The organism is Pseudomonas nitroreducens NBRC 12694 (assembly GCF_002091755.1).
Classification (GTDB): Bacteria; Pseudomonadota; Gammaproteobacteria; order Pseudomonadales; family Pseudomonadaceae; genus Pseudomonas; species Pseudomonas nitroreducens.
The window spans coordinates 1-18,295 of the sequence record NZ_BDAI01000007.1 but is presented as its reverse complement, the minus strand read 5'-3'; the positions used below and the strand labels follow the sequence as shown (position 1 = coordinate 18,295).

Below are 18,295 nucleotides of genomic sequence, written 5' to 3'. Positions count from 1 at the left end.
GGCGCCAATGCAAAAGGCCCCATCAGGGGCCTTTTTTCTGTCCGCAAGAAAGCGCCTCAGGCGGCTTTCTTGTCGCTCGCCGGTGCGGCCTTCTTCTTCGGTTTCAGGTACTTCACCAGGCCCTGGAACCAGATCACCAGGCCGGGGTTGCCCTGGATCTGGATGTCCTTGTTCTGGATGCCCTGCATGAACGCCAACTGCGGGTTCTTCGAGGTCATGGTGGCGAAGCCGTAGGCGCCGTCCTTGAAACCGAGCGCGAAGGCAGGGCTGGGGTGCGTGCCGCGGCGGGCACTGACCTTGAGGTCCTTGACGATGTAGTGGCGGGCGACCTTGCCGTCGAGGGTGTGGAGCTGGAACACCAGGTCCTTGCCTTCGAGCTGCTTCTGGAATGCCGGGTTTTCGCGGCTGGCCTTGGCCATCAGGCGACCGAGCATCCACAGGAGAAGACGGAATTTCATGCACAAACCTCGACGTTCGAGACAAAAGTCTGCGCATTGTAGCCAGTTTCAAAACGGACTACATCCGGTCTTTTGGAGGGATTATGTAACCGCAGGAAGCAACCCGGAGCCGCTCTGGCTCCGGGCTTGAGACGATCAGTTGACTGCGTCTTTGAGCGCCTTGCCCGGTTTGAAGGCAACGGTATTGCTGGCTTTGATCTTGACCGGTTGGCCGGTCTGCGGGTTCTTGCCGGTACGGGCGCCACGGTGGCGCTGAACGAAGGTACCGAAACCGACAAGGGTAACGCTGTCCTTGCGGTTGAGCGCGCCAGTGATTTCATCCAGCAGCGCGTTCAGCACCTTGTTGGCTTGTTCTTTGGTGAGGTCGGCCTTCTCGGCGATCGCGGCGGCGAGTTCTGGTTTACGCATAAATGCCTCTTTGACGGTTTGTTGTTGTTGTGTCCGTGCTGTCTTCCCAACAGCGCCCAAGGCACCGCAGCCTTGCCGTACAGGCTCTAGGCTGCGGCAGACGGGGGGAGAATGGCACGCCGAAAGCTGGTACGCCAGTATCGTCTGACAATTTGCGAGCAGTTTCCCAAGGCAAAAACGCCATAGACGGCGCCTGTCACGCCAACAGGGCCGGCAACTCCTTGTTCAAAGAGAGTTTTTCACTCACGGCGGCGCCGGTAAGGGCGTAACCGAGCAATCGACCGGCGGTATCCCGGCACAGGACCTTGAGGTCCGGGCCAGAGCCTTCCACCTGCCATTCGCCCTCGCTTCCGCGCGGAGGCGGCGACACCACCAGCGGGCACACCGGCGTCTTCACCGTCACGGGCATGGCACCGTAGGTCACCGGCGTCGGCTTGCCGGCCAGGGTCTGGGCCAGCGCGCGGGCACAGGACATCAGCGGCATCACGTACAGCAGGTTGAGGCCATCGACCTCGGCGCAGTCGCCCAGGGCGTAGATATCGGCGTGGGAGGTGCGCAGCTCGCGATTGACCATCACGCCACGGTTGATATCCAGGCCGGCGGCGGCGGCCAGATCGACGCGCGGGCGCAGGCCCACGGCAGAAACCACCAGGTCGCAGGGGATCACCTGGCCATCGGAAAGATGAGCCTCCAGGCCATCTCCCGCGCGCACCAGGCTGTTCAGCACCGGGCCGAGGTGGAAGCGCACGCCGAGGCCTTCCAGCCCCTGCTGCACTGCCTGGGCGGCAGCCGGGTGGAGCAGGCCGGGCATGACCTGCTCGCACGGCGCCACCACGTCGAGCTGGTAGCCGCCGCTGGACAGGTCGTTGGCGAATTCGCAGCCGATCAGGCCGGCGCCCAGCAGCAACACGCGGCGCTTGCCGGCGGCGGCAGCGCGGAAGCGCGCGTAGTCCTCGAGATCGTTGATCGGGAAAATCAGCTCCTGGGCATCGCCCTCGACCGGCACGCGGATGGTTTCGGCGCCCCAGGCCAGCACCAGGTCGCGGTACTGGACCTCCTCTTCGCCGATCCAGATGCGCCGATGGCCCGGATCGATGCCGGTGACACGGGTGTGGGTGAGGATGCGCGCCTTGAGCTGGTCGGCCATGGCGCCGGCCCCGGCCATCGCCAGACCGTCAGCGTCCTTGTCCTTGGAGAAGCCGGTGGAGAGCATCGGCTTGGAGTAGGAGCGGCCGTCATCGGCAGTGATCAGCAGCAGCGGCGTCTCGCTGTCCAGCTTGCGCCACTCGCGAGCCAGGTTGTAACCGGCCAGGCCGGTGCCGATGATCACCAGCGGTGCGTTTTCGCTCATTGCTCTCTCCATATCCAAAAGACGGCACTTCGTAAAGACGGCGCGGCGGCCATCGGGCCGCCGCGTTGATTCGTTATCTCGGCAGGGTTCAGGAAATTTCGATCATTTCGAAATCGATCTTGCCGACACCGCAATCCGGGCAGACCCAATCCGCCGGGATGTCTTCCCACGGCGTGCCGGGAGCTATGCCCTCCTCGGGCAACCCCAGCGCCTCGTCGTAGATGAAGCCACAGACCACGCATTGCCATTTGCGCATCAGCCAAGCCCTCCTGCGATTGCGAAGTGAACCTAACCCACTTTGGCGGCGCCGGCCAACGGCGCCCGTGCCGCCGAGCTGCGTCAGCAAGGCCAACCCGGCGTCCGCCCAGTCTACCGCGCACGGCTGAGGCCTGCTGGCCGCACAAACGCAGACGGCGGCCCGAAGGCCGCCGTCGCGGGGATTCCATTGGCCGTGGATCAGCCGATCTCGATCATCTCGAAATCCAGCTTGCCGACGCCGCAATCCGGGCATAGCCAGTCTTCCGGCACATCTTCCCAACGGGTACCGGCGGCGATGCCCTCTTCCGGCCAGCCCTTGGTTTCGTCATAGATCAGGCCACAAACCACGCACTGCCACTTCTTCATCAGCTATCACCCTCATGTTCTTGTCGCTTGGACGTCAGTGCATCCAATGTTCGGCTTTTTACTGGCGATGGGCTTGTGGCGCAAGCCCCTGGGAAAATGCGGGTAGCCGGCCAAACCTTTGGTGGGGTTTTGCGCAAGGCACTGTTGCAGACAACGCAATCGGAGCCGCAAAGCCGCCATGTTAAGCTGCCGCGTCCCTGGCCAACCGCAGTCGAACCCGTGCCCGAAGCCGCCCTGATCCACCCGCCTCGCTGGCTCACCGCCGCCCAATTGCACCCTGCCCCCGCCGCCCAGGTGGTGGACTGGCTGTTCGACGAAGGTTCGCTGACGCGCCGCCTTACCGCGCTGTCCGACGGAGCCTTCGCTGTGCAGCCGCTGGCCGAGGGCTGGCATCGCCTGCGTACCGATGAGTGCGCTGCGCTGGGCGTGCCGGATGGCGGCCAGGGCTGGGTGCGCGAGGTGTACCTGAAGGGCCACGGCACGCCCTGGGTATTCGCCCGCAGCGTCGCTGCGCGCTCGGCGCTGGAGGGTTCGGGCTTCGACCTGCGCCTGCTCGGCACGCGCTCTCTGGGCGAACTGCTGTTCAGTGACCGCGCCTTCCTGCGCGGGCCCATCGAAGTGTGCCGCTATCCTGCCGCCAGCCTGCCCGCCGAGGTCCGCGCCGAACGCCTGTGGGGACGCCGCTCCTGCTTCAGCCGCGATGGCCTGGGCGTGCTGGTTGCCGAAGTATTCCTGCCGACACTGTGGCAACGCGTGGAACAACAGCCCGTATAATTCCCGGATCGTTTTCCGGAGGCCGCCATGTTCGTCGCCCTGATCAAACCCCTCGCCCGCCTGCATCCCCGCGCCTGGGACTTCATCCAGCTGACGCGCATGGACAAGCCGATCGGCATCTACCTGCTGCTCTGGCCGACGCTGTGGGCGCTGTGGATGGCCAGCGGCGGCGTGCCGAGCGTGAAGAACCTGGTGATCTTCGTCCTCGGCACCGTGCTGATGCGCATGGCCGGCTGCGTGATCAATGACTTCGCCGACCGCAAGCTCGATGGCCACGTGGAACGCACCCAGTTGCGCCCGCTCGCAACCGGCAGGATCAGCGTGCGCGAAGCCTGGATCGCCTTCTTCGTGCTGCTGGGCTTGAGCTTCCTGCTGGTGCTGTGCACCAACGCGCAGACCATCTGGCTGTCCTTCGGAGGCGCGGCCATCGCGGCGCTCTACCCGTTCATGAAGCGCTACACCTACTACCCGCAGGTGGTACTGGGCGCGGCCTTCTCCTGGGGCATCCCGATGGCCTTCACCGCGGCCAGCGGCACCCTGCCGGCGGTGGCCTGGCTGCTGTTCTTCGCCAACGTGCTGTGGACGGTCGCGTATGACACCTACTACGCGATGACCGACCGCGAGGACGACCTGAAGATGGGCATGAAGTCCACGGCGATCCTCTTCGGCGATGCCGACCGGGTGATCAACCTGAGCCTGCAGGGCCTGATGCTCCTGCTGCTGATCCTGGCCGGCAACAAGCTGGCGATGCACCTGTATTACTACCTGGGCCTGGCCGTGGCGGCGGGCTGCTTCGCCTGGCAGTTCCATTCGACCCGCGACCGCGAGCCGATGAAGTGCTTCAAGGCCTTCCTGCACAACCACTGGGCGGGGCTGGCGATCTTCCTCGGCACCGTGCTGGATTTCGCCCTGCGCTGATACAAACCCTGTAGGAGCGAGCTTGCTCGCGAATCGCCCCCGCAGCGGAGCAGTTCGCGAGCAAGCTCGCTTCTACAAAGAGACGCTACGGTTTGGCCATGTGCCAGACGCCCATCTTGCCCTCACCGGCCATGTCGCCGGCCTTCTTGTCCTGCACGAAGGTGTACAGCGGCTTGCCCTTGTAGGCCCACTGGGCGCTGCCGTCGTCACGCTTGATCAGCGTCCAGTCACCCATGGCGCTGTCATCCGCAGCGGCCATCAGCGGAGGCCAATTCTGCGCGCAGCCGCCGTTGCACATCGACTTGCCGCCGCTGTCCTTGTCGAAGGTGTAGAGCGTCATGCCCTTGGCATCGACCAGCATGCCGTTCTTCTCCATGCCGGGGCCGGCGGCCAGGGCGGACATCGCGGGCAGCATCAGACCCAGTGCCAGGGCCGGGAATAGCAGTTTCATGAGCGCTTCTCCTCTGGTGAGGTGGAAACGGCGCGAGCATCGGCGCAAAGGCAGGCAGGAATGCAGGCAGGGCCGGCCAGGGCGACGTCGACAACGCACTCACTACCGTCATCGCAAGACTCCGGCAGGCTCGCCTGCCGGGCACACCGCCGACCGGGCCGGTGCGTTCCGTGTGCCGCGCAAGCATCGCGCGGCGACTCGATCAGCATAGACGAGCGTGTTGCGACCAGGCTCGGCTACCATCGGCGTGTCACATTCATGAAATATTTCCGTTATCTAATGCGGCGCATTACAGAAATTCTGAGGCCTCAGCATGGTTGGCAAGACAATCCTCATCGTCGATGACGAAGCTCCGATCCGGGAAATGATCGCCGTGGCCCTGGAGATGGCCGGCTACGAATGTCTGGAGGCCGACAGCGCCCAGACGGCTCACGCGGTGATCGTCGATCGCAAACCGGACCTGATCCTGCTCGACTGGATGCTGCCGGGCACCTCGGGCATCGAACTGGCCCGCCGGCTCAAGCGCGACGAGCTGACCTCGGCCATCCCGATCATCATGCTCACCGCCAAGGGTGAAGAGGACAACAAGATCCAGGGCCTGGAAGTCGGCGCCGACGACTACATCACCAAGCCGTTCTCCCCGCGCGAACTGGTGGCCCGTTTGAAGGCCGTACTGCGTCGTACCGGCGCCGGTGACAGCGAAACGCCGATCGAGGTCGGCGGCCTGCTGCTGGACCCGATCAGCCACCGCGTGACCATCGACGGCAAGCCCGCCGAGATGGGCCCGACCGAATACCGCCTGCTGCAGTTCTTCATGACCCACCAGGAACGCGCCTACACCCGCGGCCAACTGCTGGACCAGGTCTGGGGCGGCAACGTCTACGTCGAGGAACGCACCGTCGACGTGCACATCCGTCGTCTGCGCAAGGCCCTGGGCGAGGTCTACGAAAATCTGGTTCAGACCGTGCGCGGCACCGGGTATCGTTTCTCGACCAAGAGCTGACCCGACTTCTCGTCTGACGGGTACAAGGAACGGAATTTCGTGACCCAGAACTGGAGAGGCGTGCTGATACGCCACCTGCTGTTGGTGGTGGCCGCCGGCTCGCTACTCGGCCTGATCACCGGCCAGTACGGCTGGGCCATCGCCGTGGCGCTGGGCGCCTACCTCGGTTGGTCGACCTGGCAACTGCTGCGCCTGCACAGGTGGCTGAAGCATCACCAGCCCGATGAGGCTCCGCCCGATGGCTACGGCCTGTGGGGCGAGGTGTTCGACAGCATCTACCACCTGCAGCGGCGCAACCAGCGGGCCCGTGGGCGCCTGCAGGCGGTGATCGATCGCATGCAGGAATCCACGGCAGCCCTGCGCGACGGCATGATCCTGCTCGACCGCGATGGCAACCTGGAATGGTGGAACCAGTCCGCCGAGCGCCTGCTGGGCCTCAAGAGCCCGCAGGACGGCGGCCAGCCGGTGACCAACCTGGTGCGCCACCCGCGCTTCAAGGAATACTTCGAAGGCGAGGATTACCGCGAGCCGCTGGAGCTTTCCTCCCCCATCAGCGACAACCTGCGCCTGCAGTTCCACATCACCCTGTACGGCGCCGGCGAACACCTGATGCTGGTGCGCGACGTGACGCGCGTCCACCAACTGGAGCAGATGCGCAAGGACTTCGTCGCCAACGTCTCCCACGAACTGCGCACGCCCTTGACGGTGATCGCCGGTTACCTGGAGACGCTGCTGGACAACGTCGAGGACGTGAACCCGCGCTGGACCCGCGCGCTGCAGCAGATGCAGCAGCAGGCCGGGCGCATGCAGAACCTGCTCAACGACCTGCTCCTGCTGGCCAAGCTGGAGGCCACCGACTACCCGGCGGACAACAAGCCGGTGGCAGTGGACCTGATGCTGCTGTCGATCCGCAACGACGCCCAGGCGCTGTCCGGCGCGCGCAACCATCGCATCAGCCTGGAGGCGGATTCGAAGGTGAAGCTCAAGGGCAGCGAGGCCGAACTGCGCAGCGCCTTCTCCAACCTGGTGTTCAACGCGGTGAAGTACACCCCCGACGAGGGCGAGATCCGCATTCGCTGGTGGGCGGACGAACAAGGCGCGCACCTGGCCGTGCAGGACAGCGGCATCGGCATCGATCCCAAGCACCTGCCACGCCTGACCGAGCGCTTCTACCGCGTCGACTCCAGCCGCAACGCCAGTACCGGCGGCACCGGTCTGGGCCTGGCCATCGTCAAGCACGTGTTGCTGCGCCACCGCGGCACCCTGGACATCAGCAGCGTGCCGGGCAAGGGCAGCAGTTTCACCTGCCACTTCCCGACGCAGCAGGTGGAGAGCCGCGCATAACGGTGCCCGACTTCGACTCTGGTATAGACGGGCTTGCCAGCCAGGCCCCACGAACCGCATTCTTGTCCGTCCATTCTTAATCCAACAGAACCATGGACCCTTCCCCTAGTAGCAACTTCCTCACCTATTTCGCCGATTTCGGCCTGATCCTGTTCGCCCTGTTCCTCGTCGTGCTCAACGGCTTCTTCGTGGCCGCCGAGTTCGCCATGGTCAAGCTGCGCTCCACCCGCGTGGAGACCATCGCCAACCAGCACGGCTGGCGCGGCACCATCCTGCGCAAGGTGCACAACCAGCTCGACGCCTACCTTTCCGCCTGCCAGCTGGGCATCACCCTGGCCTCCCTTGGCCTGGGCTGGGTCGGCGAGCCGGCCTTCGCCGAGCTGCTCGAGCCGCTGCTGGCCGCCGTCGGCGTGCACTCCGAGGAAGTCATCCGCGGCGTGTCGTTCTTCACTGCGTTCTTCATCATTTCCTACCTGCACATCGTGGTCGGCGAGCTCGCGCCCAAGTCCTGGGCGATCCGCAAGCCGGAGCTGCTGTCGCTGTGGACGGCGGTACCGCTGTACCTGTTCTACTGGGCGATGTACCCGGCGATCTGGCTGCTCAACGCCAGCGCCAACGCCATCCTGAAGATTGCCGGACAAGGCGAGCCGGGGCCGCATCACGAACACCACTACAGCCGCGATGAGCTCAAGCTGATCCTGCACTCCAGCCGCGCCCACGATCCCAGCGACCAGGGCATGCGCGTATTGGCCTCGGCGGTGGAGCTGGGCGAGCTGGAAGTGGCCGACTGGGCCAACTCCCGCGAGGACCTGGTCTACCTTGAGCGCACTGCGCCGCTGGATGACATCCTCGCCACCATTCGCCGCCACAAGTACAGCCGCTACCCGGTGTACGACAGCGAGAAGAACGAGTTCATCGGCCTGCTGCACATCAAGGATCTGCTGCTGGCCCTGGCCACGCTGGATAGCCTGCCGGAGTCCTTCGATCTCGATGAGCTGACTCATCCGCTGGAAATGGTCACCAAGCACCTGCCGCTGGCGCGCCTGCTGGAGCAGTTCCGCCAGGGCGGTTCGCACTTCGCGCTGGTGGAGGAAGCCGATCACAAGGTGGTCGGCTATCTGACCATGGAGGACGTGCTGGAAGTGCTGGTCGGCGATATCCAGGACGAACACCGCAAGGCCGAGCGCGGCATCGTTGCCTACCAGCCCGGCAAACTGCTGGTGCGTGGCGATACCCCGCTGTTCAAGCTGGAGCGCCTGCTGGGCATCGACCTGGATCACATCGAGGCCGACACCCTCGCCGGCCTGGTCTACGACACGCTCAAGCGCGTGCCGGAAGAAGAGGAAGTGCTGGATACCGAAGGCCTGCGCATCATCGTGAAGAAGATGAAAGGCCCGAGGATCGTCCTCGCCAAGGTGGTGAAGCTGGATTGATTCTCCTGCGCGGAAATGAACAAGGCTGCCCCAGGGCAGCCTTTTTTGTCTGTTCGTAAGAGCGAGCTTGCCCGGCGCCGGCGCTGCTGGCAATTCTGCTCGCGAGCAGGATCGCTCCTGCAGGGAGTGGCCGTCAGTGCTCTCTGACCACCGCGAAATTGGGCAGCGTATCGACTGGCTGGGCAAAGTCGTAGGGAATCGAGACCAGATCCAGCCCGACGTTGCGCTGCACCACGAAATGCAAATGCGGGCCGCTGCTGTTGCCGGTATTGCCCGATTTGGCCAGCGGCGAGCCGGTAGCTACGCGCTGCCCCTCGCGAACCAGCACCGAGCCCTGCATCAGGTGCAGGTAGACGCCCATGGTGCCGTCATCGTGGAGGATGCGCACGAAGTTGCCCGAGGGGTTCTTGCCGCGCCCGTTCTGCCCGTTCTCGATCTTCACTACCATGCCGCCGCGTGCCGCGACGATCGGCGTGCCCACCGGCATGGCGATATCCATGGCGTAGCGGCCCTTGGGCGTGAAATGGCTGTAGCGGCCGTTGGCACCCTGGGTCAGGCGGAACGGGCCGCCCACCCACGGCAGCGCGTACTGATAGGACAGCGGTGCCGGCCGCGGATCACCCAGCGCGTAGCGCAGCTTGGGCTTGTAGCGCAGCGGCTGGTTGGGATCCAGCGCGCTGAGGGTGGCCAGGCGGATCGAACTGCGCGGCGGCAGCACCCAGCGAATCGGCTGCTTCGGAACCCCAACGGCGTTCTGCGCACCGGTCACGCTCAGCTCCACTTCCACCGGCGCGTACAGGTCGTTGCGCACCTGCAGCGTTTCGCCGCCGGCGTGCTTCCTGGTCTCCAACTTCACCTGCTGTTCCAGGTGCTCGACCATGCGATCGCGGAAGACGAAGACGGCCGCACCCGGCACGGCCTTGTCCGTGTAGGTGACCACGCCGTTGGCGTCGGTGTACTTGTAGATGGTCACGGCCGAAGCCGTCCCGGAGGCGGCCAATAGACCGCACAGGAGGATACTGCGCCCTAGCATGTCGACTCTGGTTATAGGTATGGCGACGGTGGCAAGACTAGCAGCGTCGCTCCTGCGTCGCGACCTGCCGCCGGTCGGCCTGTGAAGCAGTACTACCCGCCGGTCGGCGCATTTGTAGCCGGATCAGGCTCCAGGCACGTAGTGCTTCTGGGTGCTGCCTCGGGCGATCAGGCGCGACAGGTAGTCGAGTTTCTGCGGGTCACGGTCGACGAAGCGGAAGGTCAGCTGCAGCCACTCGCTGTCCGACTTGGGCTCCAGCGCCGCCACGGCATGCAGGTAGCCGTTGAGGCGAGCGACATCGCTGTCTTCCTCCAGGTCCAGTACGGCGCTTTCCAGTACCTGTGGCAGCGGCGTTCCGCGCTTCACCACCAGCAGCGCCTCCTTGAGGCTCAACGCCTTGATGACGCAGGGCAGGTTCGCCGATGGCAGCCGCAGTTGCCCCTGCTGGCCCTTGGCGCCGCTGCGCGCAGCGGGGGCAGCTGCTGTCGGCGCCGCTGCAGCCGGACTTGGTGCAGCGGGTGCCGCCGCCGGGCGAACGACTTCGGCCTTGCCTCCGGTAAGGGCGGCGAGGGAGTCGTTGGGCAGCGAGCCAACCAGGCTGCGCTGCGGTGCCTGCGCCGCCAGGGCCTCCAGCTTGCCGGCGCGCGACAGCGCCTTCTTCACCTTGCTCACCAGCTGATCGTTGGAGAACGGCTTGCCGATGAAGTCGGAGACGCCGGCCTGGATCGCCTGCACCACGTTGTCCTTGTCGCCACGGCTGGTGACCATGATGAAGGGCGTGGTCTTCAGGCTGTCCTGCTCGCGGCACCAGGTGAGCAACTCGATACCGGAGAGCTCGGGCATTTCCCAGTCGCAGAGGATCAGGTCGACCGCTTGGCGCGCAAGGAACTGCTGAGCCTTGCGGCCGTTGACCGCCTCTTCGATCTGCAGACCGGGGAAATGGTCCCGTAGCCCCTTCTTCACCAGGTCACGGATGAACGGAGCGTCATCCACCACCAGCACACTGACTTTGCCCATCGGCATCTCCCGAAAACGATAGGGCGAAGAATAGCCTTGCCGGGTGGCTACATGCCATTGGTGAGGGACCGCTCGGCCATAAAATGACGAACCCGGCGCGGTGGCCGGGTTCGTTCTGGCACGGGCGTCCGGCTTATTCGGCCTTGTCTGCCTTGCCAGCGGTGCCCTGCACTTCTTCCTTCATGCGGGTCAGGCCCAGGTGGCGCACGTCGGTGCCACGTACCAGGTAGATCACCAGCTCGGCGATATTGCGCGCGTGGTCGCCGATGCGCTCCAGCGAACGCAGGGCCCAGATGACGTTGAGCACGCGGGAGATGGCGCGCGGGTCTTCCATCATGTAGGTGACCAGCTCGCGCAGGGCGGTCTTGTATTCGCGGTCGACGGTCTTGTCGTACTGCGCCACCGACAGCGCAAGGTCGGCATCGAAGCGGGCGAAGGCGTCCAGCGACTCCTGCACCATCTTGCGCACTTGGTTGCCAATGTGGCGTACCTCGACGTAGCCGCGCGGCGACTCGCCTTCCTCGCACAACTGGATGGCGCGACGAGCGATCTTCGAAGCTTCGTCACCGATGCGTTCCAGATCAATCACCGACTTGGAGATGCTGATGATCAGGCGCAGGTCGGAGGCGGCCGGCTGGCGGCGGGCGAGGATGCGCAGGCATTCCTCGTCGATGTTGCGCTCCATCTGGTTGATCTGGTCGTCGATCTCGCGCACCTGCTGGGCCAGGCCCGAGTCGGCGTCGATCAGCGCGTTGACCGCATCGTTGACCTGCTTCTCCACCAGGCCGCCCATGGCCAGCAGATGGCTGCGCACATCTTCCAGCTCGGCGTTGAACTGCTGCGAGATATGGTGGGTGAGGCTTTCTTTGTTGATCATGCTTTCGCTCCGCGAAATAGCTGCAAGCTGCAAGCTGCAAGCTTCAAGTCAGTCGTTTCCTGGTGTTCTTGCCGCTTGTAGCTTGCGGCTTGAAGCTGGCGCGCAGCGCTTAACCATAACGACCGGTGATGTAGTCTTCCGTCTGCTTCTTGGCCGGGTTGGTGAACAGGGTATCGGTGTCGCCGAACTCGATCAGCTTGCCCATGTACATGAACGCCGTGTAGTCAGAGACGCGCGCGGCCTGCTGCATGTTGTGGGTGACGATGACGATGGTGAACTTGGATTTCAGTTCGTAGATCAGCTCTTCGATCTTCAGGGTGGAGATCGGGTCCAGTGCCGAGCAAGGCTCGTCGAGCAGCAGGACTTCCGGCTCCACAGCGATGGTGCGGGCGATCACCAGGCGCTGCTGCTGGCCGCCGGACAGGCCGAGAGCGGATTCGTGCAGGCGGTCCTTCACTTCATCCCACAGCGCGGCGCCCTTGAGGGCCCACTCGACGGCCTCGTCGAGCACGCGCTTCTTGTTGATGCCCTGGATGCGCAGGCCATACACCACGTTCTCGTAGATGCTCTTGGGGAACGGGTTGGGCTTCTGGAACACCATGCCGACGCGGCGGCGCAGCTCGGCGACATCGACGTTCTTGGCAAAGATGTTATGGCCGTCCAGGCGGATCTCGCCCTTCACGTTGCAGCCGTCGACCAGATCGTTCATGCGGTTGAAGCAGCGCAGCAGGGTGGACTTGCCGCAGCCGGAAGGGCCGATGAAGGCGGTCACGCGCTGCTTGGGGATGTTCATGCTGACGTCGAACAGCGCCTGTTTCTCGCCGTAGAACAGGCTCAGGCCGGGTACTTCCAGGGCGACGGTCTCGCTTTCCAGGTTCATGCCCTGGCGATCGCCACGGCCGAGTGCGCCGATGTCGATGCCATGGGTTGCGGTTTCATGTTGCATATCCAGTCTCCTTGGGAGGCTTGGCGGCGGGCCTTGCCTGCCGCCTGCAGAATCAGTTTTCCAGCGCCTTGTACTTTTCGCGCAGGCGGTTACGAATGGCGATGGCCGAGAAGTTCAGCAGGGCGATCACCATCACCAGCAGCAGCGCGGTGGCGTATACCAGTGGGCGTGCAGCCTCGACGTTGGGGCTCTGGAAGCCGACGTCATAGATGTGGAAGCCCAGGTGCATGATCTTCTGGTCCAGGTGCACGTAGGGGTAGTTGCCGTCCACCGGCAGCGCCGGAGCCAGCTTCACCACGCCCACCAGCATCAGCGGCGCCACTTCGCCGGCGGCGCGGGCCACGGCGAGAATCAGGCCGGTCATCATCGCCGGGCTGGCCATCGGCAGGACCACCTTCCACAGGGTCTCGGCCTTGGTCGCGCCCAGTGCCAGCGAGCCCTCACGGGTGGCCCGCGGGATGCGCGCCAGGCCTTCCTCGGTGGCCACGATTACCACTGGCACCGCGAGGATGGCCAGGGTCAGCGAGGCCCAGAACAGCCCCGGCGTGCCGAAGGTCGGCGCCGGCAACGCTTCGGGGAAGAACATCCGGTCGAGGGAACCGCCCAGCACGTAGACGAAGAAGCCCAGGCCGAACACGCCGTAGACGATCGCCGGAACGCCCGCGAGGTTGTTCACCGCGATACGGATGATCCGGGTCAGCAGGCCCTGGCGAGCGTACTCACGCAGGTAGACCGCGGCGATCACGCCGAACGGGGTGACGATCACGGCCATCACCAGGGTCATCATCACGGTGCCGAAGATGGCCGGGAAGATACCGCCCTCGGTGTTGGCTTCACGCGGGTCGTCGCTGAGGAATTCCCATAGTTTCTTGAAGTAGAAGCTCAGCTTGGTCGCGACGCCCATCTGGTTCGGCTGATAGGCATGCACCAGCTTGCCGACGCTGATTTCGGTCTGCTGCCCGGTGGCATCACGCATGACGATGCTGTCGCGGTTGAACTCCTGGTGCAGGCCGTTGAGCTGTTCTTCCAGCACCTTGTACTGGGCGTTCAGCTCGGCGCGGCCGGCAGCGATGTCAGCCTCGGCAGTGGCGTCCAGCTTGTTGTTCAGCTGCAAGCCGCGCTCTTTCAGGCGTAGGCGCTCCAGGCCGTGGTTGATGCCGCCGATGTCCTTCTTCTCCAGCTGATACAGCTTGGTGTAGAGCTCATCGACGCGCTTGAGACGGGTCTGCAGCTCGGCCATGGCGCCCGGACCTTCGGCGACCACCTTGCCGTTTTCTTTCACGCTCAGCAGGTAGCCATAGAAGTTGCCCCACTCGCGGCGCTCCAGGGTCACCAGCTCGGCGGGGTGGTGACGGTCGGTCAGCCACTCGCCGATCACCCAGGAGAAGTCGCTGCCATACAGGTCGCGGTTACCCAGCTTGAGCAGTTCGCGGGTCATGAACTCCGGGCCGTTGTCCGGCACCGGCAGGCCGGCGCCGCGCAGGCGCGCACGCGGCACCTGTTCGATCTGCACTTCTTCGCCGATCAGGGTCTTGGGGGCTTCACCGGGGACGCTGTACGTCGCCTCGATCACGTCCGCCGGCCAGAAGTGGCCAAGACCGCGCACGGCGATCACGGCGAGCAGGCCGATGGTCATGATCACGGCGATGGACACTGCCCCCGCGTTCATCCACACCCAGGGAGAACCGCTGGCAAACCACGCTTTGACGGATTCCTGTTTCTGTTTCACGGAACTAGCCTCGTCGGGCGGCGCTTAGAGCGACGCGTATTTCTTGCGCAGGCGCTGACGGATCAGCTCTGCCAGGGTGTTCATCACGAAGGTGAAGGTCAGCAGTACCAGTGCCGAAAGGAACAGCACGCGGTAGTGAGTGCCGCCCACCTCCGACTCGGGCATTTCCACCGCGACGTTCGCCGCCAGCGTGCGCATGCCCTGGAAGATGTTCACATCCATGACCGGGGTGTTGCCGGTGGCCATGAGTACGATCATCGTCTCACCCACGGCGCGGCCCATACCGATCATCAGCGCGGAGAAGATGCCCGGGCTGGCGGTCAGGATCACCACGCGGGTCAGCGTCTGCCAGGGCGTGGCGCCCAGGGCCAGGGAGCCGTAGGTCAGGCTGCGCGGCACGCTGAAGATGGCGTCTTCGGCGATGGAGAAGATGTTCGGAATCACCGCGAAGCCCATGGCCAAGCCGACTACCAGGGCGTTGCGCTGGTCGTAGGTGATGCCCAGGTCGTGGCTGATCCACAGGCGCATGTCGCCGCCGAAGAACAGCGTCTCCAGGTGCGGGCTCATCCACAGGGCGAAGGCGCCGGTGGCGAGGACCACGGGGATCAGGATCGCTGCTTCCCAGCCGGCCGGCAGGCTCAGGCGGATGCGCTCGGGCAGTCGGCTCCAGATCAGGCCGGCGGCGAGGATGCCCAAAGGCGTGAGCAGCAGCAGGCTGAAGATGCCCGGCAGGTGGCCTTCGACGTAGGGCGCGAGGAACAGGCCGGCGAAGAAGCCGAGGATCACGGTCGGCAACGCTTCCATCAACTCGATCACCGGCTTGACCTTGCGGCGCATGCCCGGCGCCATGAAGTAAGCGGTGTAGACGGCAGCGGCGATGGCCAGCGGCGCGGCGAGAATCATCGCGTAGAAGGCGGCCTTCAGGGTACCGAAGGTCAGCGGCGACAGGCTCAGCTTGGGCTCGAAGTCGGTGGTCGCAGCGGTGGACTGCCAGACGTAGGACGGCTTGTCGTAGCTCTCGTACCAGACCTTGCCCCACAGCGCGCTGAAGGACACTTCCGGGTGCGGGTTGCTCAGGCTGAAGCGGCGCAGTTCGCCACCCTGCTCGACGATCAGACGGTTGGCGCGCGGCGACAGGGCCATCGGGCCGGCGGACGGAGCGACGTTCTCCACCAACAGCGTGCGGTGCGCGGTGCTGTGGAAGATACCCAGGTTGCCTTGCTTGTCGAGGGCCAGGAAGCCCTTGCGGCGCTGCTCCGGGGCGATGCTGGAGATCGGCTGGTCGCCCAGCTTGAAGTCACGTACGTGAGACAGGCGCGGCTCGCCATCTTCACCACGAGCCATGAACCACTGGCCGATGCCGCCCTTGGAGTCGCCGACCATCAGCGAGATGCCACCCAGCAGCTGGCTGCTGGCAGTCACTTCGGCGGAGGCGTCATCCAGCAGCTTGTAGCGGCCGTTGAGCTGGTGGGTATTCAGGTTGAAGACGTCGGCCTGGGCACGGCCATTGAGCACATAGAGCCACTGCTTGCGCGGGTCCATGTAGATGGCTTTCACCGGGTCGGCGATTTGCGGCAGGTTGATGCGCTCTTCCTGCAGGGTGCTTTCGCCGGTCAGCATGTTTTCCTGCTGGGTCAGGCCGAGCAGGAGCATCTCGCTGCCGGTGGACGCGGCCAGCAACAGGCTGTCATCACCCGAGACGATCGCCACGTGCTCCAGCGGACGGCCCTGGGGATCCAGGTTCATCGGAGCTTCGCCATAGGGATAGTCGATCTGCGGGGTGATGGTCTTCTTGTTGTCCGGGTAGGTAACCTTGTAGTTGTGCTTGAACACCAGCACCTGACCATTGGACAGGCCCAGCGCAACGGTCGGATGTCCCGGTTGGTCCTCGGCGATGGAGGTGACGCTGGTACCGGCAGGCAGCTTGAGCGCAACGCGATCCATCTCGTCGCCTTTCTTGGCGTCGAAGAACATCACCTCGCCGTTCGCGGCGACACGCATGCCCACCATGTTCTGCTCTTCGATGCTCAGCAGGAGCGGCGCCTGGGCCGTCTTCAGCCAGGCCGGAGCCAGGGGATCACGCGTCTCCAGTTCGGCGCCGCGGAACAGCGGCAGCACGACGTAGGCGAGGTAGAAGAAAATCAGGGTAATGGCAGCCAGCACGGCGAGACCGCCGACCAGGACGTACCAACGGGTCAGTCGATCCTTGAGCGCTCGGATACGGCGCTTGCGCTGCAGGGCAGGCGTATTGAAATCGATCCGCTCGGGGAGAGAAGAAGTCATCGGGGAGTTGGCCATGTCGTTCATGGGGTGACACCCTAGCGGCTCTGTATGACAGAAAGATGACATGGAAGTGACGCGACAAAGCCCACCAGCAGAGCCATGCTGGCGGGCTCGGTCGAGTAAGCGTCAGCCCATGCCGGGCGGGGATCTCCGCCCGGTTTGAAGGCTGATTACAGACCCAGGTCCTTGATCGCTTTTTCGGCGACTTTGGACGGCAGCGGGATGTAGCCGTCTTTCACGACAACCTGCTGGCCAGTCTTGGACAGCACCATCTTCAGGAACTGTGCTTCCAGCGGGTTCAGCGGCTTGTTCGGCGCCTTGTTGACGTAGACGTAGAGGAAGCGCGACAGCGGGTAGGTGCCGTTCAGGGCATTCGCCTCGTTGTCCTCGATGAATTCGCCGCCTTCTTTCTTGGCCAGGGCAACGGTCTTCACGCTAGCGGTCTTGTAACCGATACCGGAGTAGCCAACGCCGTTCAGGGACTGGCTGACCGACTGCACCACGGAAGCCGAACCCGGCTGCTCGTTCACGTTCGGTTTGTAGTCGCCTTTGCACAGGGCTTCTTCCTTGAAGTAACCGTAGGTGCCGGATACGGAGTTACGACCGAACAGCTGGACGGGCTTGTTGGCCCAGTCGCCGGTCAGGCCCAGGTCACCCCAGGTCTTCACTTCCGACTTGCCGCCGCACAGACGGGTGGAGGAGAAGATGGCGTCGACCTGTTGCATGGTCAGGCCTTTGATGGGGTTATCCTTGTGCACGAAGATCGCCAGGGCGTCCACGGCCACCGGAACAGCAGTCGGCTTGTAGCCGTACTTCTGCTCGAAAGCCTGCAGCTCGACGTCCTTCATCTTGCGGCTCATCGGGCCCAGGTTGGCGGTGCCTTCGGTCAGAGCCGGCGGCGCGGTGGAGGAGCCGGCGGCCTGGATCTGCACGTTCACGTTCGGGTACAGGCGCTTGTACTCTTCCGCCCACATGGTCATCAGGTTGGCCAGCGTGTCGGAACCGACGCTCGACAGGTTACCCGACACACCGCTGGCTTTCTGGTAGTCCGGCAGAGCCGGATCGATCGCGGCCACCGCACTGGCGGTGCCTACGCCTGCGGCGACAAAAGTCAGGGCCGCCATCAAACGCTTGAGTTTCATGCCTTGCTCCTTGAGGAGAATGGGGTTGGATGGAACGGGGGCCAGTATCGTCAGGCCGCATGAAGACTCTATGACGCGAATATGACAGTTGGATGAAATGCCATCAGCGCTGCTGAAGAGGTTTTGTAACAGCAAGAATAGCGCCTCCCGAATAGGAGAAATCACGCTGAAATAGCTGTCCTAGAGCGCCTTCTGTTAAACCAACCTGCTCCTGCGCGCGCTGTTCGCAGACTCTTGGTGGGATTCATCCGGCCATGATCATGGCGGAGGTGAAGCACCCCATGCACACCAGATACGGCAGCAGGAGCCACTTATAGATGCCGTGGCGGCGACCGAGGAAGAAGCCAAAGCCTGGGATGATCAATGCAAGCAGCGCAGCTGGCCCCGCTCGCGAGAGCAACAGGAAGAAGGCAAGCAACTGGCCGACGCTGAGGCTCAGAACGCCCAGCAGAATGAGGGTTGAGATCAACGTTTCCATGCCGGGTGGAGTCCTTTTTCAGGCGC

At 64.2% G+C, this 18,295-nt stretch carries 19 protein-coding genes; 5 read left to right on the top strand and 14 right to left on the bottom strand.

What is annotated here, in order from left to right; genetic code table 11:
- Positions 1–56: 56 nt before the first annotated feature.
- The 5 genes from PNI01S_RS18565 to PNI01S_RS18540 form a co-directional block, all read right to left on the bottom strand.
- Positions 57–458, bottom strand: a complete 402-nt coding sequence (locus PNI01S_RS18565; RefSeq protein ID WP_024762049.1) for a hypothetical protein — start codon at positions 456–458, stop codon at positions 57–59.
- Between the two features lie 135 nt (positions 459–593).
- Positions 594–866 (bottom strand): HU family DNA-binding protein, encoded by a 273-nt coding sequence (locus PNI01S_RS18560; protein ID WP_017520695.1) that lies wholly within the window; start codon positions 864–866, stop codon positions 594–596.
- A gap of 196 nt (positions 867–1,062) precedes the next feature.
- Entirely contained in the window at positions 1,063–2,217 is a 1,155-nt protein-coding gene (locus PNI01S_RS18550; RefSeq protein WP_084358784.1) for an NAD(P)/FAD-dependent oxidoreductase, read from the bottom strand.
- An 88-nt stretch (positions 2,218–2,305) separates the two neighbouring features.
- A complete protein-coding gene (locus PNI01S_RS18545) occupies positions 2,306–2,473 on the bottom strand; it encodes a rubredoxin (RefSeq protein WP_024762047.1) in 168 nt (55 codons plus the stop codon).
- Between the two features lie 200 nt (positions 2,474–2,673).
- A complete protein-coding gene (locus PNI01S_RS18540; RefSeq protein ID WP_015479573.1) occupies positions 2,674–2,841 on the bottom strand; it encodes a rubredoxin in 168 nt (55 codons plus the stop codon).
- Between the two features lie 234 nt (positions 2,842–3,075).
- Here PNI01S_RS18540 and PNI01S_RS18535 point away from each other — a divergent pair, with 234 nt between their 5' ends.
- On the top strand, positions 3,076–3,615 hold the full coding sequence (locus PNI01S_RS18535; protein ID WP_089285858.1) for a chorismate lyase: 540 nt from the start codon (positions 3,076–3,078) through the stop codon (positions 3,613–3,615).
- 27 nt (positions 3,616–3,642) lie between these two features.
- On the top strand, positions 3,643–4,533 hold the full coding sequence (gene ubiA, locus PNI01S_RS18530; RefSeq protein ID WP_084358783.1) for a 4-hydroxybenzoate octaprenyltransferase: 891 nt from the start codon (positions 3,643–3,645) through the stop codon (positions 4,531–4,533).
- An 85-nt stretch (positions 4,534–4,618) separates the two neighbouring features.
- On the opposite strand, the gene PNI01S_RS18525 is transcribed toward ubiA, so the two are convergent.
- Positions 4,619–4,984 (bottom strand): COG4315 family predicted lipoprotein, encoded by a 366-nt coding sequence (locus tag PNI01S_RS18525; protein ID WP_024762044.1) that lies wholly within the window; start codon positions 4,982–4,984, stop codon positions 4,619–4,621.
- Between the two features lie 313 nt (positions 4,985–5,297).
- On the opposite strand from PNI01S_RS18525, the gene phoB reads away from it, so the two are divergent.
- The 3 genes from phoB (at position 5,298) to PNI01S_RS18510 (ending at position 8,764) form a co-directional block, all read left to right on the top strand.
- Positions 5,298–5,987 carry a phosphate regulon transcriptional regulator PhoB gene (gene phoB, locus PNI01S_RS18520; RefSeq protein ID WP_024762043.1) on the top strand — a complete coding sequence of 230 codons (690 nt, stop codon included), beginning with the start codon at positions 5,298–5,300 and terminating at the stop codon, positions 5,985–5,987.
- Between the two features lie 39 nt (positions 5,988–6,026).
- Positions 6,027–7,331, top strand: a complete 1,305-nt coding sequence (gene phoR / locus PNI01S_RS18515) for a phosphate regulon sensor histidine kinase PhoR (protein WP_084358782.1) — start codon at positions 6,027–6,029, stop codon at positions 7,329–7,331.
- A gap of 92 nt (positions 7,332–7,423) precedes the next feature.
- On the top strand, positions 7,424–8,764 hold the full coding sequence (locus PNI01S_RS18510; RefSeq protein WP_038803560.1) for a hemolysin family protein: 1,341 nt from the start codon (positions 7,424–7,426) through the stop codon (positions 8,762–8,764).
- Between the two features lie 133 nt (positions 8,765–8,897).
- Here PNI01S_RS18510 and PNI01S_RS18505 read toward each other — a convergent pair whose 3' ends face one another.
- The 8 genes from PNI01S_RS18505 to PNI01S_RS18470 all read right to left on the bottom strand — a co-directional run bounded on the left by PNI01S_RS18505 (position 8,898) and on the right by PNI01S_RS18470 (position 18,269).
- A complete protein-coding gene (locus PNI01S_RS18505) occupies positions 8,898–9,797 on the bottom strand; it encodes a peptidoglycan DD-metalloendopeptidase family protein (protein WP_084358781.1) in 900 nt (299 codons plus the stop codon).
- A gap of 123 nt (positions 9,798–9,920) precedes the next feature.
- Positions 9,921–10,814, bottom strand: coding sequence for a response regulator (locus tag PNI01S_RS18500; RefSeq protein WP_084358780.1), 894 nt, complete (start codon positions 10,812–10,814; stop codon positions 9,921–9,923).
- A 133-nt stretch (positions 10,815–10,947) separates the two neighbouring features.
- Positions 10,948–11,691 (bottom strand): phosphate signaling complex protein PhoU, encoded by a 744-nt coding sequence (gene phoU / locus PNI01S_RS18495; protein ID WP_084358779.1) that lies wholly within the window; start codon positions 11,689–11,691, stop codon positions 10,948–10,950.
- Between the two features lie 109 nt (positions 11,692–11,800).
- Positions 11,801–12,637: a phosphate ABC transporter ATP-binding protein PstB gene (gene pstB, locus PNI01S_RS18490; protein WP_024762037.1), complete on the bottom strand. Its 837-nt coding sequence runs from the start codon at positions 12,635–12,637 to the stop codon at positions 11,801–11,803.
- Positions 12,638–12,689: 52 nt separating this feature from the next.
- Positions 12,690–14,366 carry a phosphate ABC transporter permease PstA gene (gene pstA, locus PNI01S_RS18485; protein WP_024762036.1) on the bottom strand — a complete coding sequence of 559 codons (1,677 nt, stop codon included), beginning with the start codon at positions 14,364–14,366 and terminating at the stop codon, positions 12,690–12,692.
- 24 nt (positions 14,367–14,390) lie between these two features.
- The gene (locus PNI01S_RS18480; protein ID WP_089285857.1) at positions 14,391–16,424 is read right to left on the bottom strand and encodes an ABC transporter permease subunit; all 2,034 of its coding nucleotides are present in this window, start codon (positions 16,422–16,424) and stop codon (positions 14,391–14,393) included.
- Between the two features lie 395 nt (positions 16,425–16,819).
- Positions 16,820–17,791: a phosphate ABC transporter substrate-binding protein PstS gene (pstS, locus tag PNI01S_RS18475; protein ID WP_024762034.1), complete on the bottom strand. Its 972-nt coding sequence runs from the start codon at positions 17,789–17,791 to the stop codon at positions 16,820–16,822.
- Positions 17,792–18,035: 244 nt separating this feature from the next.
- Positions 18,036–18,269 (bottom strand): hypothetical protein, encoded by a 234-nt coding sequence (locus tag PNI01S_RS18470; protein ID WP_024762033.1) that lies wholly within the window; start codon positions 18,267–18,269, stop codon positions 18,036–18,038.
- Positions 18,270–18,295 lie beyond the last annotated feature (26 nt).